We start from the raw sequence: 24,991 nt of genomic DNA, 5'->3' as shown, positions 1-24,991 counted from the left end.
ATTAGGGCAATGATGCATTTAAACAATATGATTCGGGGTACGGTGAGTTCTATCCCATCCAAGCTATTGCTTCAATTATGGGAGCATGATGCAGGTACGTTGAAGTTTTGGAGAGCAAGCAGCAATTTTGTTTACACGTTCGAGCGAGACGGAGCACGATATTTTCTCCGCTACATCCACGAGGAAGATAACACAACCCAGCAGATTGAAGCCGAGCTTGATTTCATCCTTTATTTGATCGGCGAAGGCTTTCCGGCCGCGGTGCCTGTTCGTTCCAGGAATGGGCAATGGATGGAGACCATTGAGACCGAGCAGGGACGTTATTTCGGAACGGTCTTCGAACAGGCCAAAGGCTCGCATATTCCTCTTGAGCAAATGTCCGACGGCCACCTGACTAGCTGGGGCAAGGCGCTAGCGTCGCTGCACCATCTATCCGAAAAATATCGTCCGGAAACGCCGTCGCGCAAAAGCTGGGAGGATGCGCTAACATTCATCTCGTCAGTCTTGCAGCGTTACCCTAAAGAAACCGTTCTTAGTCATGAACTTTCACTCTTGCGGAAAGAGCTTCAAGCGCTGCCGGGCGGCGAGGGACTTACCGGCCTTATTCACTATGATTTCGAGACCGACAATATGTTCTATTCGGCGGAGGAAGCGCAATTTTACGCCATTGATTTCGACGATGCGATGGTTCACTGGTTCATAATGGATGTGACTTCGGCTATATCCGATCTGCTTGGCCAGGAAGGCAGCGAAGAAGCAATGCGACAAGTCCAGCAGTTTCTTGCTGGATACAGATCAATCAAGCCGCTAGATGAATTTTATATAGATCGAATCCCCCTCTTCCGAAAGTTCGCCGATCTCTATACATTTGCCAGATTGCTGCGCAGCGTCGAGGGAATGGACGAAACACAATCGCCCGAATGGGCCATCACGCTTAGAGATAAGCTGTTGCGGATCTGCGATCAAATTCGCGAGCGGCATTGCCCAGCAGTCAGACTCGCGCCGATTGATCATGACAATTGGCATGAATGCACCTTGCTTGAAGTGACGGATGAGCAGAAGAACGTCTTCCCCGTCCCGGCCGTCTATTGGCTTGCAGAATCCGCGTATTGCGGATTCACTCCGCTAGCAATTTATGCAGGCGAACAATTAATTGGCTTTACCGTTTATGCCGTTGATCAAGCCGATGGCGCTTATTGGATTATGGCTTATATGATCGATCATAGATACCAGAATAAGCGCTTCGGGAAAGCCGGCATGATCGAACTCATCCAATATATGAGAGAGAGGCATAGCTGCGGCAGCATCTTTCTCGGACACCGAACGGGCAATGAGCGGGCAGCCCATCTATACGCTTCTCTTGGATTCCGGATTGCAAACCAATCCGAACAAGAAATCATTCGCGAGCTATCCGAGTAATTCGGGAGCCTTCATCGCTGCAAAAGCTTATAACCGCCGATACAAAAAATAAAGGCTGTCTCAAAAGTGTTGGGCGAAGGGGTCGTTCATGGCATGGAAATTGCGAAGTGGCCATACTGGATCATTGCAGTAACTTTAGGCTGTCTCGCGCCATAACGAGAGCTATATTGGATTTCGCAACATAGACCTCTGTTTTGCACTTAAAATCCCGTCAAACACTCAAAGTTACTGCGAAAAATCCAACATAGCAGCAAGAGGTTGGCTGTGCAAGCACAAAGGGGCCGTCCCTAAGCCATCGGCTTTTGGGACAGACCCCTTTCAATTCTATAAAGTTGCAGACGCTTCTCTTATGAGCGGGATCAACAAGTCAGCATCAGCGGACTGGCCGCGCTTTAGCTTAATCGTCTTGCGCTCAGGCGGACCTTCGAATAGCTCGTCCGGCATCGTAAGGCCGGAGGTATTGAAAATAACAAAACTCACCGCATCCTTAGATGTCGAGATAACCGCAGCGTACTTGCCGTTTTTGAGAAAATGGGGCTTCTTGTACTGTATGCGCTCCTGAACATCCGGGATGGCGCGATGAACGATTTCACGCAAAGCTTGGCTTAGCTCAGCGTGCCACGACTCCGGCAATGCTTCAATAAAATCCGTCACTTCTTGATTCATTTCTTCATTCTCCTCCGTTATCGTCATAACCAAGCTTACTTCGTCTCGTGCACAATCATCCAGGTTACGCCGAATTTATCCTGCAATTCTCCGTATGAAGCACCCCATGGCTGCTTCTCCAAAGGATAATTCACTACTCCACCCTCACTCAGACCCGCAAAAGCGTTCCTTGCTTCGTCCTCGCTCTCGAAGCCAAGCGATAGGTTCAAGCTTCTGTTGCCCGCCACCGGCTCGAAGGAATCGGACATGAACAGCGTGTTGCCGCCTGCAACCGTCATCGCCAAATGCATAACTTTGTCCTTGAACGCCTCCGGAATGCCGGGAGTATGCTCATGCGTCATGACGGATGCAATCCCTCCTCCTAGCGATTGCTTATAGAACTCCGCTTGCGCTCTTGCATCCTCCGACATTAATTAAGGGGTTAGTTGAACGTTCATTTTTTTCATCAACCTTTCTCTCTTCGTTTTAGTTGAAAATCCGCTTTCTACTATGACGACGAATAAAGAGAAATGAAATCGACATGCCTCAGAAAAAAATTCAATATTTCTATTTCAGTTCGGTTAGATCGCATTCAGCCGCACGTTTCAGCAGCAGCTCGCGTTCTCGCTCGTTGCGCGTTAGTGCTGCTGCCAGTTCGAATTGCTCGCGCGCCTCGGCGGCTCGTCCCAGCTTAACGAGCAAATCGCCCCTTACGCTCGGCAACAAATAATAGTTTGCGAGAGCTGGCTCCGAGGCAAGCTCCTCGACAAGCTGCAATCCAAACGCAGGGCCGAAAGCCATGGCGATCGCTACAGCCCGGTTCAGCTCCACGATCGCCGACGGTTGGACGCGCGACAACGCTTCGTATAGGGCGGCAATTCGTACCCAGTCGGTGCTTGCGGCGACCGTTGCCTGGGCATGGCAGGCTGAGATCGAAGCTTGCAGCGCATACGGACCAAGCGGTCCTCCTAGCGCCCGAGCACGCTCCAACGCAGCTAAGCCGCGGCGAATGAGCAGATGATCCCACAAACCGCGGTTCTGATCCATTAGAAGGATAGGCTCGCCGTTTGCGCCTACGCGGGTTCTGAATCGCGAGGATTGAAGCTCCATCAGAGCAACAAGCCCGTGCACCTCCGACTCGGCCGGAGCAATCTCGGCAAGAATACGCCCAAGCCTGAGCGCCTCCCGACATAACGTCGGGCGCAGCCATTCGCCTCCCGATGTCGCCGAATAGCCTTCATTGAACATTAAGTAGATCACTTCCAACACCGCCGATAGACGCCCCTTAAGCGCTTCGCCCGATGGGGCTTCGAAGCCGACCCGTTCTGCGCTCAGCGTTTTCTTCGCGCGAACGATCCGCTGCGCAACCGTAGACTCCGGAACGAGGAATGCGCGCGCAATCTCATCGGTTGTAAGCCCGCCGAGCAATCGCAGCGTCAGCGCTACCCTCGCATCGCGCGACAATACAGGATGACAGGAAGTAAATATGAGACGGAGGAGATCGTCGCCGACCTCTCCGTCCACGGCTCTGTCCACTTCATCCTCCGTATACAATTCGCTCCCGCGAGCCATCTCTTCATACTTCTGGTCGCGCAGCTTGTTTCTGCGCAGCAGATCGATCGCGCGACGCTTCGCCGTCGTCATCAGCCACGCGCCCGGATTATCGGGAATTCCCGTCTCCGGCCACTTCTCCAGCGCGATCACAAGCGCATCCTGAGCCAAATCCTCGGCGAGGCCGACATCGCGGACCATCCGCGCTAATCCGGCGATCAACCTCGCCGATTCGATGCGCCAGATGGCGTCTATCGTACGCCCCGCCAACGAATCGGTCATTATGGTTTAGACCTCTCAAGCTGCTCGCGAAGCGCAATCTCCTTGGCCAGCGTTTCCGGATCTTCCATCAAATCATGCAGGTCAATCACCTGTCTAAGCTCGATCTGACCTTCACCGAAGCCGTGAGGATCCGGCATGCGAAGCGCCCATTCGATCGCTTCCTCCTTCGACTTCACCTCGATCAGCGTATAACCCGCAATGATTTCCTTCGCTTCCGTGAACGGTCCGTCCGTTACTTTCGGCTTGCCGCCCGGCTCCGGATACGAGATGCGAATGCCCCCGGAGCTCGCATGGAGCCCATCTGCCGCAAGCAGCACGCCGGCTTTGACCAGCTCCTCGTTATAGCGCTGCATGGCCTCGATCAGCTCCCGGTTAGGCATTGTCCCTGCCTCCGAATCCTTGGTTCCTTTAACGATCATCATAAATCGCATCACATGACCTACCCTCGTTATAAATGTAAGACTTCACTGCTCGTTCAGCCTTCATATAGACGACGATCAGAATTTCCTATAATCGACATCGAACAAACAAGTTTCCGCAATTCTTCTTCATAATACTGGATAATGAAGGATGATGCACTATCAATCCTACGTCCCCAAACGCAAAAGAAGATTGCAGTTGCCTGCCATTTGGCAGCCCTCTGCAATCTCCTAATTTATACATGATTAAATGTCAAAATCAAGCTCGTCAAGGCTCGTGCCTGACTGTTCCGCCGGCGTAAGCAAGCGGTCCAGAATCAGCTTCTCGAAGTGAGCGAACCCGCTGTCCTTCACGCGCGGACGGGCAAGCGTGATCGGAATATCGAGCGCTGCCCGCCCTTCATCGATTAGGATGACCCGGTCCGCCAAAGCAACCGCTTCGCTGACATCATGCGTGACGAGAACCGCCGTGAAGCCGCGCGTCTGCCATAACCGTTCGATGAGCCGCTGCATATCAATACGGGTTACTGCGTCCAGCGCTCCTAACGGCTCGTCGAACAGCAATAAATGCGGATGGCCCACAAGAGCTCTAGCAAGCGCTACGCGCTGACGCTGTCCGCCCGATAGTACCGAAGGCCACTCCTTCGCCCTGTCGGCAAGCCCAACTAATTGGAGCGCGGCATACGCCTTCCGTTCTGCTTCAGCCGACTTATCGACGGTCAGTCCGATCTTCACATTTTCCAGTACGGTCTGCCAGGGTAACAATCTCGCATCTTGAAACATAAAGCGAGTATCCTGATTAATGCCCGCGATCGGCTGATCCTGCCTCGTCAGCGAGCCGGAGGATATCCCATCGAGCCCGGCGAGCAGCCGGAGCAGCGTACTTTTGCCGCAGCCGCTTCGGCCTACGATAGCGATGAACTTGCCTGGCTCGATCGATAGATTAAGGTCATTTAATACCGTCTTCTCGCCGAAACGTTTGGATACCCCGTCTAGCTTGATCGATACGCCGCGAGCTGACGCTTCTTCTTTAAGAACACTTTGTCGCGCCGGCCCTGGTCCTAGCTCGAACTCTTCGACTGCGGCACTGCTTTGGCGAAGTGGGGATGCCATTGCAGCCACCTCCTTTCCAGCCATTTGGCCGTTAGATCCGACAGCTTGCCGAGCAACGCGTATAAGATAATAGCAAGAACGACGACATCCAGTTGGAAAAACTCCCGTGCATTCATAGCCATATAACCGATCCCGGAGTCAGCTGCAATCGTCTCGGATACAATCAAAGTCAGCCACATAATGCCAAGAGCGAAGCGCACTCCGACGAGAATCGAAGGCATCGCCCCCGGAAGGATGATGCGGCGGTACAACTGCCATCGGTTCAGCCCGTACACATTGCCCATCTCAATGAGGCCTGCGTCAACGGACCTGATTCCATGCAGCGTATTCAAGTAAATCGGGAACATAACGCCGAGTGCGACAAGAAATATTTTCGCCGCTTCTCCGATCCCGAACCAAGCAATGACGAGCGGAATCATCGCCAAATGAGGAACATTCCGAATCATCTGCAGTGTCGAATCGGTCAGCTTATCGGATAGTCCAATAACCCCATTCAACAATCCAAGCACGAACCCTATGCCTGCGCCAATTGCGAATCCAATCGCGGCTCTCCAAGTGCTAACGGCGAGTGCCTCAATCAGCTCTCCATTAGCAAGCAGCGAGACCGCGGCTCTGACGACTTGATCCGGCGACGGCAAGGTCCGCGAGGAGATGATGCCCGTACTGCCCAACACTTGCCATACCACTAGAATAAATACGGGAATATACCACGGCAGTGCTACTGTTGTGAACTTGCGAAAGGATCGGTTCATATCTTCCTCTCCATTAATGAGCCGAAGCTCTAGGGGTAGGCTTGGCGACGTTCGCAATGATTTCTCCGAACGGACTAATGGAGGTCGGGCCCGATAATGGCTTCTGGTCCAGTGACAACAACGGGAACAGCAGCTCCGCGACACGATAAGCTTCCTCCAGATGCGGATACCCGGAGAAAATAAAGGTCTCGATCCCGAGTGCTTCATACTCCCGCATCCGCTCTGCGACAATCTCCGGGCTGCCTACGAGCGCAGTACCCGCTCCGCCGCGGACAAGTCCGATTCCCGACCAAAGATTCGGGCTAATCTCCAATTGATCACGGCTGCCCTCATGCAGCTTCGCCATTCGCTTCTGGCCAACCGAGTCGAAGCGGCTGAAGATACGCTGCGCCGCGGCTATCGTCTCATCATCGACATGCTGGATCAGCTTATCGGCCGCTCTCCACGCTTCCTCCTCCGTCTCCCTTACGATGACGTGCAGTCGGATGCCGAAGCGAAGCTTACGTCCTTGCGCCTCCGCAAGCTTCCTCATCTCGGCTATCTTGGCAGCCACGTCGGCAGGAGGCTCGCCCCAAGTCAAGTAGACATCGACTTGTTCGGCCGCGACCTGCTGCGCTACCTCCGAAGAACCGCCGAACCAGAGCGGCGGATAGGGTTGCTGAATAGGCGGATAGAGCACATGACCGCCCTTCACTTGAAGATACTTGCCATCATAATCGACGTGCTCGCCCGCCAGCTCTTTGCGCCATATTTCTAGAAACTCGCTTGTAAGATGGTAACGCTCCGTATGGTCCAGGAACAGACCGTCTCCAGCCAATTCGACCGGGTCGCCTCCAGCCACCACATTAATGAGCAGCCTGCCGCCGGAAATGCGATCCAGCGAAGACGCCATTCGAGCCGCCAGCGTTGGCGACATCAAGCCCGGACGAACCGCGACGAGGAACTTCAGCCGTTTCGTTGCCGGTACGAGCGAAGATGCCACAATCCAAGGATCCTCGCAGGAAGTGCCTGTCGGAATCAATACGCCTTCATAACCAAGCCGATCTGCGGCAACAGCGACCTGCTGCATGTAGTCGGCATCCACGGCACGCGCGCCTTGGCTCGTGCCGAGATAGCGACCATCTCCATGCGTAGGTATAAACCAGAATACATTCATCATTAATCACCCTTACCTTTATATTGGATTATTTAAGAATCGCATCGTTAATATCGAGCTTCTTCGGAATCAGCTCCAGATTGAAGAATGTGTCGGCAATCGCTTGCTGCGCCTTAATCAGCTCTTCGTCAATCGGTTGAACACCGTAATTGCGACGTCCTGCCGCCAGCAGCAGCGACTCTACATCAATACCAAGCTGAGGAGACAGCTTCTCCGCCAGCTCCTGTGGATGGTCCTTCGACCAAACATCGATCTTGTCCGCTTCCTCAAGGAGGATATCAACGATATCCGGATATTTCTCTGCGAACGCGCGTGTTGCAAGGTAGAACTCGTGATTCGATACGACGTCCGTACCGTCAACCAATATTGTACCGCCTGTAGCCGTCTGTGCCGCAGCAAGGAAGGGGTCCCAGATGACCCATGCGTCTACGCTGCCCTTCTCGAACGCTGCCCGCGCATCTGCCGGCGGCAGGAACTTCACTTCAATATCTTTGTAATCGACCCCAGCCTTCTCAAGCTGCTTCACAAGCAAGTAGTGAACGTTCGATCCTTTGTTCAGCACGACGGTTTTGCCCTTCAGATCCGCTACCGACTTGATCGGCGAGCCTTTCGGTACAATGATGCCCTCGCTCTGCGGACTAGCCGGTTCATGAGCCAAGTAGACGAGCGGCGCTCCAGCTGCCTGCGCGAATATCGGCGGCGCTTCTCCCGTATGTCCCAGATCGAGGCTGCCTACGTTCAGCGCCTCCAGTAATTGAGGACCGCCTGGGAACTCTATCCATTCAATCTTAATGTTGCGCTCCTCGCTCAGCCGCTTATCAAGGGCCCCATCCGCCTTCAAAATGTTAATCGTCCCGTACTTCTGAAAGCCGATCTTGATCGTAATATCTCTCGTTTCCTTATCTGCTGACCCTTCGTTAGCCTTCTCTCCGCTATTCCCGCATGCCGACAGCGCCAGCGTTAACGCCAGCAATGCCGTCGCCATAATTTTGCGATTAGTCAAATATGCGCCCAACTTCTTCTTCATCGTCCATAACCCCTCTCGTCGCTTCGACCCTCATCCAATCGTTATAAACAGACAAAGGTCTCCCCGCCCGCACGTTAAGTGCGTTTAGAGAGACCTCCGGTGATCCGGTAGCGCCTGATATATTATTAATCCAATGGGTTAACTTGTATTTGATAAAATCATAGCACCAGCTTAAATTGGCGTCAACAATTTTTTCGAACACCGCGAGAAAAACAGATCGGCTCGTTGCAGAATTGCAACAGACTAGCCTCCATCCTTACCTTTCTTCAGTTGCCGTTGCACTAAATGCAACGGAATCGAGAGATAAGCCCGAAATCAGCAGGGATATCCGTTCATCCGTTGCATTTACTGCAACGAAATGCCTCTATCAGTACTCTATAAACAGAATCTGTTGCATAATGTGCAACGAGAGCATGACGCCACTATATGAAAAAGACTTTTCACTCTCACCCGTATTTCACGAGTCGAGCGAAAAGTCTTGCACTCCTTCTATCTAGGACTAACCCGCTTCATTCAGTTCGGACGATCGCTCTCGGCGAAAATATTGCCGAGAAACAAATACAGTTTCAAAGCTTTATCGCGATCGAGCACGATCGCATTCTCGGCGATAAGATTCAGATCGTCCCCGATTGTGGCGGCAATGATCCGTATCTCGCCTGTCTCTTTGTCGTAGGTCAGAACCGTCTCTACTCTATCTCCGTGCGTGCGCGCAGTCGAATCCATGTAAACGCAATCCTCCTCTTTCAATTCGGTATAATACTATACCTATTCGAAGAGTAAGAGATTTACGCCTATTTCTTCTCCAGCCTCGCCATCGCTTCAAGCAGCATGACACCGCTTAGCTGGACGCTCAATTGAATAGGCAGCATAGGCGGATTCACCCAAGATGGACCGCATAGTCCAAGCTCGCGGCTGAGCCCACGGTCCCGCAGCGACAAGGCATTCGCTTCAATGACCGCGAAGATGGCATCGCGTTCTGCGGGTGGAGCAACCTTCTCCATTTCCAATAGATAACGGATCAAGATCCCTTTGAACAGACCCGTATCGTCGATCCCCTCATCCGGCAACAGCAGCGTCTCGGCAGCGCACAGCTCTTCGAAGCATGCTGTCGTCGTGCGGCAAGCATCCTGCAAATACTGCTCATCGCGAGTGGCCAGATACAGCTCTACGCCCGCTCCAATGAAGACGCCTTGGCAATACGTGAACTTCCAGTCCTTGTCGATCCGCCCGTCGCCGAGCCGGTTGATCCCGTCCCAGACGAAGCCGGTTGCGAGGTCTACTAAGTTCTCGCGATTCCACTCATAGATTCGAACCGCCCATGCCAGGTCTTCTGCCTTGCCATAGGCACGATACAGCCTGGCGGCCAGGATAGAAGCAGGGGCATTAGCCGGCGTGTTTTTATAGTCCAATTGATCCTTCTTCCAAGCCATGCCTCCACCCATATGATCGTTCCATGCCGTCTTGATGTCTTCCCACAGCTCAAGCGCGTTTGTCAGATAAGGCTCTTCGCCTGTCGCATCATAAGCCCGCAATAAGGCGAGTGCCGTCCACTCCATATCGTCGTAATAGTTGTGCTTGAAGGTGTCGCCGTTATAACTTCGAACGCCTTCAGCGAGCTCGCTTAGCAGTTCCCTGTAGGCTGCCTCTCCCGTCCGCTCCAAGCCGTCGATAAGCACATCCATAACATGCGCCTGCCACCAATAGTAAAAGTTCTCCTCGCCGAACGCTTTCGCAGGTGGATACCATTGATTCATCATGCCCAGCTTTTCGTTCCAATACCTGTCCTTTAAAGCGGCCTGGGCTTCATTCGCCACAGCGCTCCAAGCTGAAACGGATTGCTCCGGTATCCCCATTATGCGAGCGCCTCCTCCCCAATGAGCCCGGCAGCGCTCAGCCTCGTCGCCGCCTCAAGCAGCTTCACCGCGCTAAGCTGGACGCTCAGTGTAACGACGCCCTCCGGCTTCGCCGACCAATTCGGGGAGAACAGGACCGAGTCGCTCCCTCTGCCCTGTTCCCACAGCAGCTTGGCATTGGAGGCTAAAACATCGGTGACGGCCCGTTCACCCTCGCGGTTCTCAATCGCAAGCTCCGTCAAATAACGCACGTAGATGCCTTTGAACAATCCGCCGTCGCCTGTCTCCTCGTCCGGCAGCAGCATCGTCTCCGGATGCGCAAGCTCGGCAAGGGACGCCGAAGCCGATCGCGACGCATCGGCCAAATACCGGTCATCCTTCGTGATCCGGTACAGTTCGACGGCAGCGCCAATAAACACGCCTTGGCAATACGTGAACTTCCAATGCTTATCGATCTGTCCGTCGCCCAATCGGTTCATGCCGTCCCATACGAAGCCGGTCGCCGGATCGACGAGGTTCTCTTTCTGCCATTCGTAAATTTTCAAAGCCCACGCCAGGTCCGACTCCGACCCGAACGCACGATGCAGCCTGGCGGCGAGAATGGCCGCCGGCGCGTTCGCCGGGGTATTTTTATAATCAAGCTGCGACTTCTGCCAAGCGATGCCGCCTCCCATATGCTCATTCCAGCCTGTCTTAATATCTTCCCATAGCAGGAGCGCGGCTTCCTTGTACTTGACCGCTCCCGTTGCTTGATAAGCACGCAGCCACGCCAGCGCCATCCACTCCATATCGTCGTACAGCTCATTCGGCCAAACGCCGCCGTTGCGAGCCAGCAAGCCGTCGAAGAACACGCTTAACCTCTCGGCATACGAAGCATCCCCTGTGCGAAGAAATCCGTCCGTCAATACATCCGCGGCATGCGCCATCCACCAGTAGTGAAAGATCGTGTTGCATGCGCCGTCCGGGCACGGCGTCTCTATATTGTACATCCCGATCGATTCGTTCCAAAATAAGCTCTCCAGCGCGCTTTGCGCTTCGTCCGCCCGTCTTTCCCAAATCCCATGCACTGCCTGATTCATTTCTCTCTCTCCTCCAATCGCGCCCGTTGCTCCAGAAGCATGACGGCGCTTAATTGCGTGCTAAGCTGTACAGCGTTCTCGGGTGTCTGCGCCCACGAATTGCTGAAGCGTGCCTGCTCCGTGTCTTTGCCAAAATCCCATAAGCTTGCGGCATTGGTCTCCAACAGCTCGATCCATGCCTCCGGCTCGTTGTCCACTTGGATGAGCTCGCCTAAATAACGTACGAATATGCCTTTGAACAATGCCCCGTCGCCGTCGCCCTCCGAAGGCAGCATGCCCGTGGCGGAACTCGTAAGCTCCTCCTTCGCGGCAACGGCTGTCTTCCGCGCATCCGCCAAGTAACCTTCATCGCCAGTTACCCGGTACAGCTCCACGCCCGCGCCGATATAGACGCCTTGGCCGTACGTGAATTTCCAATCCTTATCCACTGCGCCGTCGCCTTGCCGGTTAATACCGTCCCATACGAAGCCGCTGTCCGGATCGACAAGCGTTTTCTTCTGCCATTCATAGATGCGAATGGCCCAATCGAGATCGTCCTGATCCTTCGTATGCTCATATAACCGAACGGCCAGTATAACGGCCGGCGCATTCGCCGGCGTGTTCTTATAATCCAGCTGCTCCTTGCGCCAAGCGATGCCGCCGCCCTGCTCCTCATTCCAGCCGGTCTTAACGTCCTCCCACAGCAGCCGAGCAACATCCATATATCTCTTATCCTGCGTCGCATCATAGGCGCGAAGCCACGCAAGCCCCATCCATTCCATATCGTCGTAATAGTCGTTCGGATATACGCCGGCATTCCGTTCGGCAATGCCCTCGTACATCCTTTCGAGCAGCTTCTCATAACGCTCATCGCCTGTGCGCTCATACCCGTCTACCAGCACATCAACGGCATGCGCTTGCCACCAATAGTTGAACGGATCGGTACAGAGCTGCGCGATGCAGGGCGATACATTGTCATATAGGCCGCGGCTCTCATTCCAGAACGAATCGGCCAGCTCCGCTTGCGCGAGATCCGCTCTCTCCTGCCACACCCCATCCGCCGTACCGCCGCTGAACGGCTTCCATACGCCCGCCGCCCATAGGCTTCCTCCGGCAAGAAGCGCTAACAGAACAAGGGAGGACGCCGCTAGAAAAACAATCTTTTTGGAGCCCATAACCGATCTCCCCCTAACCCTTGATTCCGCTGAACGCGATGCCTTGTATGAAGTAACGCTGCAGCAGCAGGAACATGACGAGTATCGGAAGAATGGCGACGAGCGCCCCAGCCATCATCGGGCCGTAATCGGTCTGATAGTTGTACGAGAAGGCTTGCAGTCCCATCTGAATCGTCGCTTTGGCCGGATCGTTAAGCACGATCATCGGCCATAGGAAGCTATTCCAGCCCGCTTGGAAGGTGAAGATGCCAAGCGTAGCCAAGGCCGGCTTCGTCAGCGGCAAGTAGATGCGCCAGAAGATCCTGAATTCGCCCGCTCCTTCGATGCGTGCCATCTCCATCATGTCGCTCGGCAGTGTAAGGAAGAACTGACGCATGAAGAACACCGCGAACGAACCGGACGCGCCCGGCAAAATAATGCCCCAGAACGAGTTCAACAGCCCGTTGCCGCCGGCGCCGAACAAGTCGTTGCCGCCGAACAGCGGCAGATGCTTCAGCACGTAGACGCTCGGGATCATCGTCACGATCCCCGGAATCATCATCGCGGCCAGCAGTACGCGGAACAACGGCTGATTCAGCTTGAACTTCAGTTTCGCGAAAGCGAAGCCCGCCAGCGAGCCGAAGAACAGGTTCATAAGCACGCCCGAAGCCGCGAGAATAAGGGAGTTCGAGAAGAACAATCCGAACGGAACGGTCGTGAACGCTTTAATGTAATGCTCGAACGTGATGTCCGTCGGAAACCATTTGATCGGCATCGAGAAAATATCCGAATCCGGCTTGATCGACGTTAAGACGCTCCAATAAAAAGGCAGGAACATGACGACCGCAATCAAGGTACAAAGGATGTAATACGCGAGCTTTCGGGCTACTCGCAGGGTTGGCGTGCTTCCGATGGTATCCATCGCTTCTCCTCCTTATACGACAGATTCTTCTGCCTTGCTGATTTTCATATTGATAAGCGAGAAAATAAGGATGGCCATGGCAAGCACGAAAGCCTGCGCGGACGCATAACCCATCTGCAGCTGGTTGAACCCTTGCTGATAGATGAGATAGACGGGTGTCTTCGTGACGTTCGCAGGACCGCCCTGCGTCAGCACGAAAGCTTGATCGAACAACTGCAACGCGCCGATAATCGACATCGTGCTAACGAGAAAAGTCGTCGGTCTTAGCTGCGGCCACGTAATATAGCGCAAGCAATCCCATTTCGAAGCGCCGTCCAGCTTGGCTGATTCGTACAAATATTCCGGTACGCCTTGCAGTCCCGCCAAATAAATAATCATATTCGAGCCGACGGATTGCCAGAGCGTCAGCATAATGATCGACATCATCGCCGTTTCCGTTTGCGCTACCCATGCAGGTCCGGTAATGCCGATCGTCGACAACAGTCCGTTAACGAGGCCGTATTCGGGATGCAGCAGCCAGATCCATACGGTAGCTGCCGCGACAGCGGATGTTAAGGTCGGCAAATAATTGAGCGTCCGGAACAGCTTGACGCCTCGCCATGCGCGATTCATCAGCATCGCGAGCGATAACGAGATCAAGATGTTCAGCGGAACGAAAATAACAGAGTAAATGAGCACGTTTTTGAACGTCGTCCATAGCAAAGTATCGTCAATCAGACGCCTGTAATTGTCGAAGCCTACCCAGTCTTTTTTGCTAATGACGTCATAGTTCGTGAAGCTGAGATAAAGCGCCATGAAGACGGGAATAACCGTAAATACGATGAACAGCAGCATCGTCGGCGCGATGAACAAATAAGCGGTTCGCGCCTGATGCCGTTCAAGCTTTCTCATGGAAGCCACTTGGACTACCTCCTTCTCGCTTCGGGCTGTAATGAAGAAAGGGAGGATGACCTCCCTCCTTCCTTCCCGCCGATTATTTCACTTCGTTATCCCCCAGCAGCTTATCGCCTTGCGACTGCGCTTTCGATAGCGTATCCTCAATGCTTTGTTTGCCTTGCTGCAGCAATTGAAGGTTCGGTGTCAGCGCGTCGCCTTCCATGACGGAGTATCCTGGATGCTGCGGACGGATCTTCGCGAATTCCAAAGTATCTAGAATCGGCTTCCAGAACGGATCGTCCTGGAAGAACGGATCTTCAAGCGCCGGCTTATAGCCCGGGATGTTGAAGCTTGTTTTCGCCCATAGCAGCGCGTTGTCCTTGTTCGCCGTCCACCACTTGACGAACTCCCAAGCTTCCGCTTGATGCTTGGAGCCCTCCGGAATAACGAGACCGAAGCCGCCCATGACGCTCGCTTTGTCGCCATTTGGTCCAGCTGGCGGCGGCACGATGCCGAAGTCGAGATCTTTACCGTATTTTTTATAAGTGCTAAGCATCCATGGTCCCGTATATTGCATCGCCAGCTTGCCTGTTACGAACGCGTCCGTACCTTCGCCAAGGCCTTGCTCGAAGCCGACTTTGTATACTTTATCTTTGTTCAGCATGCGATCCCATAGTTCCAGCACCTGCTTGCCTTGCTCGTTGTTGAAGTTCGTCTTGCCGTCATCCGTCAGCATTTGTCCGCCCGCTTGCTGCAGATACATGTTGAACAAGCCGTTGTCGCCCAGCGAGAAGCCGGATACTTCAAGCTTGTTGCCGTTCCACTTGGTCAGCTTAGCCGCCGCAGCTTCCAGCTCCGCCCATGTCGTAGGAGGCTCCACGCCCGCTTCCGCCAGCAGCTTCTTATTGTAAAATAACGCGCGAGCGTCGACAGTCAGAGGCAATCCGTATAATTTATCCCCGTATGAAAGCTCCTTAAGCGATTCCTCGTAAAACTCGCCGCGGGCCAGGCCGTCCTTCTCCATGAATTCGTCGATCGGATGCAGGACGTTCTTCGGCGCGTACAGCGAGGTACGCCATCTGTCCCAGAACAGGATGTCCGGCGATCCGCCGGAAGTCGCCGCGGTAAGGAACTTCGTAATCATATCCTGCTGCAGCACGTACTTGACCTTGATCTTGTCTTGCGATTTGTTGAACGCATCAACCATCGTCTCGAACTGGATTTGGCCTTCGCCGCCCCAGTCGCCCCAGAACGTCAATTCCACTGCGCCTTTGCTGCCGGTGCCGCTGCCATTGTCTCCAGACGGATTCTCCGCCCCATTGCCGTTGTTAGAGCCTGTGTTATTGCCGCTGCAGCCGGCGAGCACGGCCGTCGTTGCCAAAGCGATCGTCCCTATCTTGAACCACTTCTTCATTAGAACTAGCCTCCCTTGAATCTTTGAATGGTTTTCGTTTTCTCTAATTGGCTATGTTATAAGAGGATCGCTCCCCGTCTAACCGTCGTCAGTTGCGGACGCGTATGCCGCATACGTCGAGCACAAGCTCGCAAAACATCATGTTCGCCCAGGAGAACCATGGACGGGTATAAACCGCCGGATCGTCTGCATGAAAGCTTTCATGCATGAAACCCGTTCCGGCATCGGTATGCGCCATTCGATCAAGCAGTCCTTCCTTCTCCGCCTGGTCCTTCGCAGTCAATCCCTGCATTGCCAGCGCGATCGGCCATATGTACCGATCCGGCGTATGCGGACTGCCAATACCTGACGCTGCCGCCCCCTCATAGTAATAGGGGTTGCTTGCGCTCAAGATGAATCTGCGCGTATTCACGTAGATCGGGTCGTCCGCCGAGGCGTAGCCCAAGTAGGGAATGGACAGCAGGCTCGGAACGTTGGCGTCATCCATAAGGTTGTAATGGCCGAGACCGTCAGTCTCGTAGGCGTAAATCGTACCGAATGACGGATGCTCTACCTTCGCATATTGTTCGATCCCATGACGAATCTCATCGGCAAGCGCTGCTGCGCGGTCAGCCAAGTCATCGTCGCCCAACACTTGCCGTGCGATCTCCGTCAACCGGCGAAGCGAGGTGACGGCGAACATGTTGGCTGGAATCAAGTAGCCGTATTGGCAGGCGTCATCGCTTGGCCGGAAGCCCGACCAGGTCATCCCGGTTATGCCGACCGGCGTCCCTTTGCCTTCACGCGGAAGCGTATCGGAGTCCGGGCAGCCGAATCGCTCGAATGTATAATTGGAAGCGTTGTCATGATTCTGTTCAAGCGTCCACAGCTTTAAGATTTCCTCCGCCCCGTTACGGAAAGACTGCCCGAACTGCGAGGTCCGGCCCGTGTTTTTCCATAGCAGGTAGCTCAATTGAATGGGATAACATAAGGAATCGATCTCGTACTTCCGCTCCCAGATCCAAGGAGTCATCTCCGTCTTGTCATCCTGATGTCCCTTGCCGCTTGCTGCTTCGTTGAAAGCATTCGCGTACGGATCGTGAATGATGTACCGGAACTGTCTCTCGACCAATCCTTCGATCATATCGGCAATCTCGTCGTCGCCTGACGCCGCGAGTAGGAACGGCCGTACTTGGGCAGCCGAATCGCGAAGCCACATCGCCGGTATGTCGCCCGTTATTACGAATGTCGTGCCATCCCCCCCGCGCCTGATCGTCGTATTCCACGTATTCGATAAGCATCGCTCGAACATGTCTGCGATCCGCTCGCAATGAGGCAGCTTCTCCCTTACGACGGCAATCAAGTTCTTCACGGATTCGGGCAGCCGTTTCTCCGTCGTTAATTCCATCTCGTTCCTCCGTTCTGCTATGTATAATAAACCGCTTTCATATAGTTAGTATATTAGCATGTTAATGTTATGTCAATAACGGATTTTTAGGTCGAATCTAATATGCTGATATACTAATGTATTTAAAAAATAAAGGGGCTGTCCCAAAAGCCAATGGCTTAGGGACGGCCCCTTTGTGCGTACAAAGCTAACCTCTGACTGCTATGTTGGATTTATGCAGTAACTTTGGGCGGAATGAATGGTAAGTCCAGCACCATTGAGACAGCTTCCTTATGAATTGGCTTGTTATGTCCGAATCGGCGCCTCGCCCGTCGATTGGCCGATAACGAGTTTGGCATCCAGGGTTACTCTGTTATTGGTGGCCGCCTGCCCCTCCTTGATCCTAAGGACATGCTCGATTGCGAGCCTTCCCATCTCCTCTTCGTTCTGCCGCATATGCGTGAACGCATATGCCCCGCCGAGGTCGGTAGGAGGACTGTCGAAGCAGATCACGGAAATATGTTGCGGGATGCGCATGCCTAGCCGCTCGATAGCGGCTTTGGCCAGCAGCGCGATGTTATATTCAATCGCGAATACAGCCGTAATGGAAGGGTTTTGCCTCAAATGCGCCATCAGCCTATTCACGTCCCGCTCCACATTATCGTCATTGCGAAAGGAATCGGGAAGCGTAGAGAACAGATCGGTCACCCACAGCTCCTTGTCCACCATGATGCCTTTCTCGGCATGCGCCTGGATAAAGCCTTCGATCCGGTCCTCCACAGCCGACGTATCCGTTGGCGGAGGACAGAGGAACGCGATATGCCTATGACCGAGGGCGAACAAATACTCCGTCGCCACGCGGGCTGCGGTCACGTTGTCCGTGCTGATTGAAGCCGCAGCTACCCCCTTCAGGTGGCGATCGACAAGCACGAGCGGAAACTTGGCAATGACCAGCTTCAGAATCTCTTCGTTGAAGTACTCGCCCTGCGCCGGGAACACGATCAATCCGTCTACGCCCATCTTAAGCAGCTTCTGTATCGATATTTCTTCATTGTCGGGCACACCGAACGAACGGCGAAGCACCAGAAAACAATCATTGTCTCTGGACGCTTGCTCCATCCCGTAGATTAAACCTGTCCCATAGCTGTTGCCGAAGTCTGTAATGACAAGCCCTATGGTCGTGCAATCGTTCGAATGGCCGGTACGTCCTGCGCTTCTTGGAAGCTGGGATGCTTGTTCCGAATCGGAAGCACCCGTCTTAACGGATGAATCCAATACAAACGAGCCGCGGCCGGGAATTCGGACGATGAGTTTCTCGCCGGCCAGCAGCTCAAGCGCCTTCTTGCTCGTAATTCGGCTGACGTTGTACTCGTCGGCAAGCTCCTTCTCTGACGGTATCCGCTCGCCGACTTCGTATTCCTTGCTCAATATTTGGTTTTTCACCGTTTCAAAAATTTTCTCGTACATCGGCTTCGATGATGCGTCGTTCGCCATTCCTATACCTCCAAACTCCCTGTCCTGCTCTGGTTTTCCTCATATATTAGTTTTATCACATAATGATATATCATGCTATACTAATTTTGATTTTTAAACGTCGCGAACGTTGAATACAAAAAATCTCTCTCCAAAATTCGCCATTATCCGATATAATTATTTGGTGAAAGGCTAGCTTATATGCATATTGAATACGAAGTGGATTTTAATACTTTGCTTTTGACAAAAGGACCTCTCCCCGCATAGCATTGGGTTTCGAGGTCCTTTACAACACGGAAAGTAGACGTCCTCCTTCTTGATGGAAGCCACTTTGCTCTGGAAGAACCAAAATGGAGCAAACAGGATACGGCTTTCTCTAATGACTACGGCTTTGACGTTCTCTATGCGGACAGGCTTGTTAATGAACGCATCTTCGCGGTCAAGGATAACCGCACTCTTTATCTAACGAATACGAAGACTGGGCAGGCAACTGCAATATATTCCGCGGAGAAGCCTGTATAAGGCATAGCGGTTTCACCGGACAACCGTAAAGTCGCCCTTCTGATTGCATCGGAAGCAGCGATTACTACCGATGCTGACTTGATTATTTTAAGCGATAAAGGAAAAGTGCTCTGCAATAAGGAAAAGGCTGCTTACGTATTGCATAGTGATGGCTTCTTATTTGTCTATCCCAAGGCATGGATAGACAGTCATACGATTGCCGTTCCTTATTAAGGACGCAGCGAGCAAAGTTACCGGAGTAAAGTGTATGTGGATATGAACACGGATCAAATCGAAATCCGGGAGCAGGAGGTGCTTCCGGAACATGCTCAGACGCTTCTAGAACAATGGGCACGGAAGCCGGAGTGGAGTGTATTTCCTCGTGTACTGCCGGTAGCCCGTACGGAATCCGCATCAGCTAACCATTACGCCATTCAGGTCGATGACGGACAAAGCTGGCTTCTCGATATGGAGAAACAGCATGCCACTATTCTGGCTGACGCCATTCCGCTGAAGTGGACCTACGAAGGCAACCTGCTCCTCTGGAAACCAAACGCCCGGCTGTCTCACTACTATATTGGACTTGATTACAAGGCAAATTAAATAAGAGCAGCGGGTTGCCGCTACCCTGTTCTATGTTAAGAGGATACGGACAAACCCGTATTCCTGTTAAGCTGGATAACCTGCTCGCGTCTTGGCCCTACCGACACATTCGTAATGCTGACCCCAATGCCAGCCTCGACAAAACGAATATAAGCCTTTGCCGCTTCCGGCAGCTCGTCGAAGCTCCTCGCATGCGAGATATCACTTTTCCAGCCTGTCAACTTCTGCAAGATGGGCTTCGCTCCATTCAGCTTGTTCGTAGCAGGGAACTGGTCCGTTACCGTGCCGTCCTCCAGCTCATAAGCCGTACATACCGGAATCTCGTCCAGATAGCCGAGCACATCGAGATTCGTTAACGTTGCTTCCGTCGCGTCTTGGAGCAAGCAGCCGTAGCGCGTCGCGACCGCATCGAACCAACCCATCCGTCTTGGGCGTCCTGTCGTTACACCGAATTCGCCGGCGTCCCCCCCGCGCCGACGAAGCTCGCTTGCCTCCTCCCCTTCGATCTCGGATACGAAAGGACCTGCACCCGCGCAGCTTGAGTAAGCTTTGACGACACCAATAACATCCGTAATCGCCCGCGCAGGAATGCCGCTGCCTACTGGACCATAACCCGCGATCGTCGAAGACGAGGTAGAATACGGATAGATGCCGTGGTCCGGGTCGCGAAGCGCACCGAGCTGACCTTCTAGAAGAATCGATTCTCCCTTCCGGCATGCCTCCTGAAGCATCGACGTCGTATCGCCTACAAAAGGAAGAAGCCATTCCGCTTCCGTCTTCAACTGTTCCATGATGGAATCGACTTCAATAGGCTGTCTCTTATAAAGATGCTGAAGCAATACGTTTTTGGAGGCGAGTAATTGTTCGAGCCTTTCCCGAAGCCTGACCGTATCGAACAAGTCAGCTGCTTGAATGCCGAGCTTCGCAAACTTATCGGCATAGAATGGCGCTATGCCTCGTTTCGTCGAACCAAACCCTTTCTCTCCAAGCCGCTCCTCCTCCAGTTCATCAAAAAGCCGATGTACCGGCAAAACGACTTGGGCACGCTCGGATACGTATAGCTTAGGCTTCGGCACGCCTCGATCTACAAGTGATTGGTACTCTTGTGCAAGCATACCGATATCCAGCGCAACTCCTGGACCGATCACGTTGTTAACCGATGGGTAAAATACGCCAGACGGCAGCATATGCAGAGCGAACTTCCCGTAATGGTTAATAATCGTATGTCCGGCATTGCTCCCGCCTTGATAACGTACGACAAAGCTCGATTTTGCCGCCAGCACATCCGTCATCTTCCCCTTGCCTTCATCTCCCCAATTTGCACCTACAATTGCAGTTACAGTCATCGAATCGGCCTCCCAAGCTTGTTGTTGGTTACGATCCCCATTATAATGAGACGATTGATATAAATGAAATTAATATTAGTAATCATAGATATAAACGGAGGTAATGGTTTGGACATTAATCTCGAATGGTATCGCGTCTTTTATTGGATTGCGAAGTCGGGCAGTTTAACCGCAGCGGCGGAGCAGCTTCATATTACGCAACCGGCCGTAAGTCATACCGTCAAGCAGTTAGAGGATAAAATGGGAGGCGCTTTGTTCTTCCGGACGTCCAAGGGCGTCAAGCTGACAGCGGAGGGCGATGTGCTGCTGCGGTATATCGAGCAAGCTTTTCATAGTATATCGAACGGGGAAAAAGCCATCGCCGAGATGAACAATCTGAACAGCGGGGAGATCCATATCGGGGCAAGCGATACGCTTTGCAATCATTATTTGTTGACTTACCTGGAACAATTCCATGAGCAGCATCCTTCTATCCGCATTCACGTAACGAACCGGACAACGCCGGAGACGCTTGCTCTGCTGAAGCAGGGAAAAATCGATTTCGGTATTGTAGGATCGCCCTCCTCCGACAAACAAATTCACTATCTCAGAACCGCGCTCGTTCATGACTGCCTCGTCGGCAGCAAGAAATACGCCCATTTAGCCAGGACTCCCATTGCTCTGGATAACATCCGTCACTATCCGTTGTTGATGCTGGAGAATGGCGCTAGCACTCGTGCATACATCGATGAATATGCCGCCTCGAGCGGTATCAAGCTTATGCCCGAATTCGAGCTTGGCAGCATCGACCTGCTCGTCCAGTTCGCTTTGCGCGGCTTCGGGCTTGCTTTCGTTATTCGCGAATTCGTTCAGGAGCGACTGCATAAGGGCGAGCTCATCGAGCTAACATTGAACCCGCCATTACCGGATCGCAGCATTGGCGTAGCCACGCTTCACGGCGTGCCGCTCTCGGCAGCATCGAAGGCTTTCCTTGCGTTGCTGCCCAGCTATGATGAGCAGGCAGCAAGCCGTAAGTCAGACGCTTAAAATCACGAAAGCCGACGCTTTCCGTTCGACGACTAAACCGTGATTGACAGGAAAAGGAACGTCTCATATAGTTGCAAATACATACGTTCGGCAAACCGACGAATATCTAACCGGAGGAATAACGATGATACGAAAGCTCGAAACGGATCGCTTGCTGCTTCGCCCCTTTGAATTATCCGATGCGAATAAAGTGCAACTGCTAGCTGGAGACAAAGAGGTTGCCAGTACGACTCTCGCTATTCCTCATCCCTATCCCGATGGTGCGGCGGATCAATGGATCGAGGCGGCTCGTCAAGCCGCCGAGAATGGCGATCGGTATGCTTTTGCAGTTGTTCGAAAAGAAGACGAAGAGTTGGTCGGGAATATGAGCATCGGCATCGCACGACATCATAATCGAGCCGAGCTGGCATATTGGATCGGCAAACCTTATTGGGGACAAGGCTATGCAACCGAGGCCGCACGCAGAATGGTTCAATTCGGATTCGAGGAGCTGGAGTTGAACCGCATCCATGCCGCCGCGATGACCAAAAATCCCGCATCCTATAAAGTAATGATTAACGTCGGCATGAAATATGAAGGCACTTTCCCTCAGCATATTATGAAATGGGGACAATATGAGGATCTCGTCTTTTATGGGATGATACGAACCGACTTGCCTAAGCAGATGACCTTCTTTATCTAATCAGACAATAGAACAATAAGGGCAGTCCCACGGGACTGCCCTTATTGCTTCTCTTGAATTAGCCGGGTTCCGCATATCGGGCCTGCAGCTCGGAGAGCCGTCTCCGAATCGCCTCGCGCAACTCCCGAGGCTCCTCCAGTACGACCCCATCCCCTAGACCGATGAAGAACTCCGCGTAGAAGGGAATATCATCGCGTGACACATCCTTATCGATCGAGCCGCTTCCGTCTTCTCGTACCGCAAGCATAGAAGCAAGCCACAGCTCCGCCTCGCAGCGCTGGACGCCTGATCGGCTTAGTTCTGCCCGAAGGCGAATCGGATTCCTCGGCACAGCCTCCTCTCGCCTGCTTAGGCGAACAGCACCCAGATCGAGCGGTTCGGTGCCGGACTCGTCATACGACGCCTCGCTAACCCGATCGCAGCGGAATACGCGGAATCCTCGGCGCAGAAAGCAGTAGGCCGTACAATACCACAGGCCAGTATTCGCATAGATGCAGACCGGCTGGATTAGGCGGCTGCGCTCCCCCTCTTCCTTCGACTCATATTGAATGGCAAGCACCTTCTGCTGAACGGCCGCTTCGAGCAGTATGGACAAGCAGGGGGCTTCGCTCCTTCTTGTCGGCGTAACGAAATCGACCCGATCCTTCATGCCGTCGATCCTGTCCCGAACGTCACCGGGCATATGGAGGTAGAACTTATTCAGCGCAGAGGCAGACTCCGTTTCGAACGGCAATGAGGAGTAGTGGCGCAGGGCATGCACCGCGAAAAACATCGCCACCGCCTCTTCTTCCGTAAAAGCGATCGGAGGCAGCACTCTCTCCCTTATGACCTGGTAGCCTCCATGCGGACCTACTTCCGAATAGAGAGGCACCCCAAGCTCGCTTAACTCCTGCAGGTCCCTAAGGATGGTACGCGTGGAAACGCCGAATTCATCGGCAAGTTCTTGAACCTTGAACCGCCGCTTCCGGTTGACGGTCATCATGAGCTCCATTAATCGTTTGGATTTCGGAATCCGGACCGCTTCCCTTCAAATATATTTTATCGATGCTCCAGGTTTACGACATAATCTGTCACTATTATATTTTACGATAGAAATCGCCAGCTATACAAATCCATTAGGATAGGAGTGATTGACTATGCGTAAATATACCGTCTTGTTTTTTCTCATTATGTTCTTGATCGGCACCGATACGTTCCTCGTCTCGCCCTTGCTGCCGACGCTGCAGTCGGAATTCGGCGTTTCGACGGGAATCGCGGGATGGATGGTCGGCGCTTACACGCTCGGCTCTGCCGTATTCGCCTTGATCGCCGGGCCGCTATCCGACGGGTGGAATCGCCGAATCGTTTTGCTGAGCGGCTTGGTCGGATTCTCCATCTCGACGATTCTGTGCGGCTTTGCAGACAGCTTCTGGACGATGTGCCTGTTCCGCCTCCTTGCGGGCATTAGCGCAGCCTTCACAGCTCCTCAAGTGTGGGCATCGATCCCGGCTGTCATGCCTGTGGCAAGCATACCGAGAACGATGGGCATTGCCTTCGCAGGACTGGCTGCCGCTCAGGCGCTCGGCGTGCCGATCGGCAGCTGGCTGGCGATTAGCCATTGGTCCGTTTCGTTCTGGACGATCGGAATCGTCTCGCTGCTGCTGGCCCTGGCCGCGTTCTTCCTGTTGCCCGACATGAAGCCAAATGCCGGCACGAGCGTCCGCTCTTCCATCCTTCGCCGTTATGTCCCTCTGATCCGAAGCGGCAAAGCAAGGAGCGGCTTCCTTGCTTACCTGCTCCTTCATTTAGGGAGCGGCACGGCATTCGCCTTCGTCGGCAAGTGGATGACCGACCGCTTCGAGCTTACGATCGGGCAGATCGGCATCGTCATGATGTGCCTCGGGCTCGGTTCCCTGCTGGGCAGCTTCCTAAGCTCTCATGCAACTCGCAATCTTGGCAATGCAAACGTCGTGGCAGCGGGCATGTCGTTACTCGTCGTACTGTATGCGGTTATGCCCCAACTGACGAAGCTATCTTTTGTAACGACGGTCTATTTTATTATTTTCATGACGCTTGGGGTTGTTTTCCCGATTGCCATGGGAGCACTTACTTCGCTGAACGCCACTATCCGGGGAACGATCTCCAGCTTGGCCAACTCGACCATGAACGGCGCGAACACGCTTGGCGCATGGCTGGCGGGCCTGATCTATGTCCAGTTCGGCGGATATGCTACGATTGGACTCTTCTCGGCAATCTGCTTGGCCCTTTCGCTCGGGATGTTCCTGTTCGGCGGCGTCCTGGGCAAACGTTCGACGCAAATCAACCAAGAGTCGACATCCGCCTCTTAAGAAATGAAAGAAGAACCGTAAACCTC

The 24,991-nt window shown here is 53.4% G+C and carries 24 protein-coding genes; 5 read left to right on the top strand and 19 right to left on the bottom strand.

Going from position 1 to position 24,991, the window contains the following annotated elements:
- Positions 1-9 precede the first annotated feature (9 nt).
- A complete protein-coding gene (locus J2T14_RS23765; RefSeq protein ID WP_307474778.1) occupies positions 10-1,419 on the top strand; it encodes a GNAT family N-acetyltransferase in 1,410 nt (469 codons plus the stop codon).
- Positions 1,420-1,743: 324 nt separating this feature from the next.
- Here J2T14_RS23765 and J2T14_RS23760 read toward each other — a convergent pair whose 3' ends face one another.
- The 17 genes from J2T14_RS23760 to J2T14_RS23680 form a co-directional block, all read right to left on the bottom strand.
- Complete coding sequence (locus J2T14_RS23760; RefSeq protein ID WP_307474775.1) at positions 1,744-2,085, bottom strand: DUF1801 domain-containing protein; 342 nt, start codon at positions 2,083-2,085, stop codon at positions 1,744-1,746.
- A gap of 35 nt (positions 2,086-2,120) precedes the next feature.
- Entirely contained in the window at positions 2,121-2,495 is a 375-nt protein-coding gene (locus tag J2T14_RS23755; RefSeq protein WP_307474773.1) for a VOC family protein, read from the bottom strand.
- A gap of 136 nt (positions 2,496-2,631) precedes the next feature.
- Entirely contained in the window at positions 2,632-3,897 is a 1,266-nt protein-coding gene (locus tag J2T14_RS23750) for an RNA polymerase sigma factor (RefSeq protein ID WP_307474770.1), read from the bottom strand.
- Entirely contained in the window at positions 3,897-4,328 is a 432-nt protein-coding gene (locus J2T14_RS23745; protein ID WP_307474846.1) for a YciI family protein, read from the bottom strand. Before J2T14_RS23745 ends, J2T14_RS23750 begins: the two co-directional genes overlap by 1 nt.
- 234 nt (positions 4,329-4,562) lie before the next feature.
- Positions 4,563-5,429, bottom strand: a complete 867-nt coding sequence (locus J2T14_RS23740) for an ATP-binding cassette domain-containing protein (RefSeq protein ID WP_307474769.1) — start codon at positions 5,427-5,429, stop codon at positions 4,563-4,565.
- Positions 5,378-6,181 (bottom strand): aliphatic sulfonate ABC transporter permease SsuC, encoded by an 804-nt coding sequence (gene ssuC, locus J2T14_RS23735; protein WP_307474766.1) that lies wholly within the window; start codon positions 6,179-6,181, stop codon positions 5,378-5,380. Before ssuC ends, J2T14_RS23740 begins: the two co-directional genes overlap by 52 nt.
- Before the next feature lie 13 nt (positions 6,182-6,194).
- Entirely contained in the window at positions 6,195-7,337 is a 1,143-nt protein-coding gene (ssuD, locus tag J2T14_RS23730) for an FMNH2-dependent alkanesulfonate monooxygenase (protein ID WP_307474844.1), read from the bottom strand.
- A 28-nt stretch (positions 7,338-7,365) separates the two neighbouring features.
- Entirely contained in the window at positions 7,366-8,364 is a 999-nt protein-coding gene (locus J2T14_RS23725; RefSeq protein ID WP_307474764.1) for a sulfonate ABC transporter substrate-binding protein, read from the bottom strand.
- Between the two features lie 513 nt (positions 8,365-8,877).
- Positions 8,878-9,087 (bottom strand): hypothetical protein, encoded by a 210-nt coding sequence (locus tag J2T14_RS23720; protein WP_307474762.1) that lies wholly within the window; start codon positions 9,085-9,087, stop codon positions 8,878-8,880.
- 68 nt (positions 9,088-9,155) lie between these two features.
- On the bottom strand, positions 9,156-10,217 hold the full coding sequence (locus tag J2T14_RS23715) for a glycoside hydrolase family 76 protein (RefSeq protein WP_307474760.1): 1,062 nt from the start codon (positions 10,215-10,217) through the stop codon (positions 9,156-9,158).
- Positions 10,217-11,296, bottom strand: coding sequence for a glycoside hydrolase family 76 protein (locus J2T14_RS23710; RefSeq protein ID WP_307474758.1), 1,080 nt, complete (start codon positions 11,294-11,296; stop codon positions 10,217-10,219). Before J2T14_RS23710 ends, J2T14_RS23715 begins: the two co-directional genes overlap by 1 nt.
- Positions 11,293-12,450, bottom strand: a complete 1,158-nt coding sequence (locus J2T14_RS23705) for a glycoside hydrolase family 76 protein (RefSeq protein WP_307474756.1) — start codon at positions 12,448-12,450, stop codon at positions 11,293-11,295. The genes J2T14_RS23710 and J2T14_RS23705 overlap by 4 nt, the downstream gene beginning before the upstream one ends.
- 13 nt (positions 12,451-12,463) lie before the next feature.
- Positions 12,464-13,351: a carbohydrate ABC transporter permease gene (locus J2T14_RS23700; protein ID WP_307474754.1), complete on the bottom strand. Its 888-nt coding sequence runs from the start codon at positions 13,349-13,351 to the stop codon at positions 12,464-12,466.
- 12 nt (positions 13,352-13,363) lie between these two features.
- Positions 13,364-14,242, bottom strand: a complete 879-nt coding sequence (locus J2T14_RS23695) for a carbohydrate ABC transporter permease (RefSeq protein ID WP_373458195.1) — start codon at positions 14,240-14,242, stop codon at positions 13,364-13,366.
- A gap of 82 nt (positions 14,243-14,324) precedes the next feature.
- Complete coding sequence (locus J2T14_RS23690) at positions 14,325-15,641, bottom strand: ABC transporter substrate-binding protein (RefSeq protein WP_307474752.1); 1,317 nt, start codon at positions 15,639-15,641, stop codon at positions 14,325-14,327.
- A gap of 88 nt (positions 15,642-15,729) precedes the next feature.
- A complete protein-coding gene (locus J2T14_RS23685; protein ID WP_307474750.1) occupies positions 15,730-17,028 on the bottom strand; it encodes a glycoside hydrolase family 125 protein in 1,299 nt (432 codons plus the stop codon).
- 285 nt (positions 17,029-17,313) lie between these two features.
- On the bottom strand, positions 17,314-18,501 hold the full coding sequence (locus J2T14_RS23680) for a GntR family transcriptional regulator (RefSeq protein WP_307474748.1): 1,188 nt from the start codon (positions 18,499-18,501) through the stop codon (positions 17,314-17,316).
- Positions 18,502-19,251: 750 nt separating this feature from the next.
- Here J2T14_RS23680 and J2T14_RS23675 point away from each other — a divergent pair.
- On the top strand, positions 19,252-19,584 hold the full coding sequence (locus tag J2T14_RS23675) for a hypothetical protein (RefSeq protein ID WP_307474746.1): 333 nt from the start codon (positions 19,252-19,254) through the stop codon (positions 19,582-19,584).
- A gap of 35 nt (positions 19,585-19,619) precedes the next feature.
- Here J2T14_RS23675 and J2T14_RS23670 read toward each other — a convergent pair whose 3' ends face one another.
- The gene (locus J2T14_RS23670) at positions 19,620-20,930 is read right to left on the bottom strand and encodes an adenylosuccinate synthase (RefSeq protein ID WP_307474744.1); all 1,311 of its coding nucleotides are present in this window, start codon (positions 20,928-20,930) and stop codon (positions 19,620-19,622) included.
- Between the two features lie 108 nt (positions 20,931-21,038).
- Between J2T14_RS23670 and J2T14_RS23665 the strand changes: the two genes are divergently transcribed.
- Together J2T14_RS23665 and J2T14_RS23660 are read left to right on the top strand one after the other, a co-directional pair.
- Entirely contained in the window at positions 21,039-21,956 is a 918-nt protein-coding gene (locus J2T14_RS23665; RefSeq protein WP_307474742.1) for a LysR family transcriptional regulator, read from the top strand.
- Positions 21,957-22,080: 124 nt separating this feature from the next.
- The gene (locus tag J2T14_RS23660) at positions 22,081-22,638 is read left to right on the top strand and encodes a GNAT family N-acetyltransferase (RefSeq protein WP_307474740.1); all 558 of its coding nucleotides are present in this window, start codon (positions 22,081-22,083) and stop codon (positions 22,636-22,638) included.
- A gap of 58 nt (positions 22,639-22,696) precedes the next feature.
- On the opposite strand, the gene J2T14_RS23655 is transcribed toward J2T14_RS23660, so the two are convergent.
- The gene (locus J2T14_RS23655) at positions 22,697-23,650 is read right to left on the bottom strand and encodes a helix-turn-helix transcriptional regulator (protein ID WP_307474841.1); all 954 of its coding nucleotides are present in this window, start codon (positions 23,648-23,650) and stop codon (positions 22,697-22,699) included.
- Positions 23,651-23,774: 124 nt separating this feature from the next.
- On the opposite strand from J2T14_RS23655, the gene J2T14_RS23650 reads away from it, so the two are divergent.
- Positions 23,775-24,965, top strand: coding sequence for an MFS transporter (locus J2T14_RS23650; protein ID WP_307474738.1), 1,191 nt, complete (start codon positions 23,775-23,777; stop codon positions 24,963-24,965).
- The last annotated feature ends 26 nt before the right edge of the window (positions 24,966-24,991 follow it).

This window comes from Paenibacillus harenae, from assembly GCF_030812415.1.
Classification (GTDB): domain Bacteria; phylum Bacillota; class Bacilli; order Paenibacillales; family Paenibacillaceae; genus Pristimantibacillus; species Pristimantibacillus harenae_A.
The sequence above is the reverse complement of the archived record's forward strand: the minus strand, read 5'-3'. Positions and strand labels throughout refer to the sequence as shown.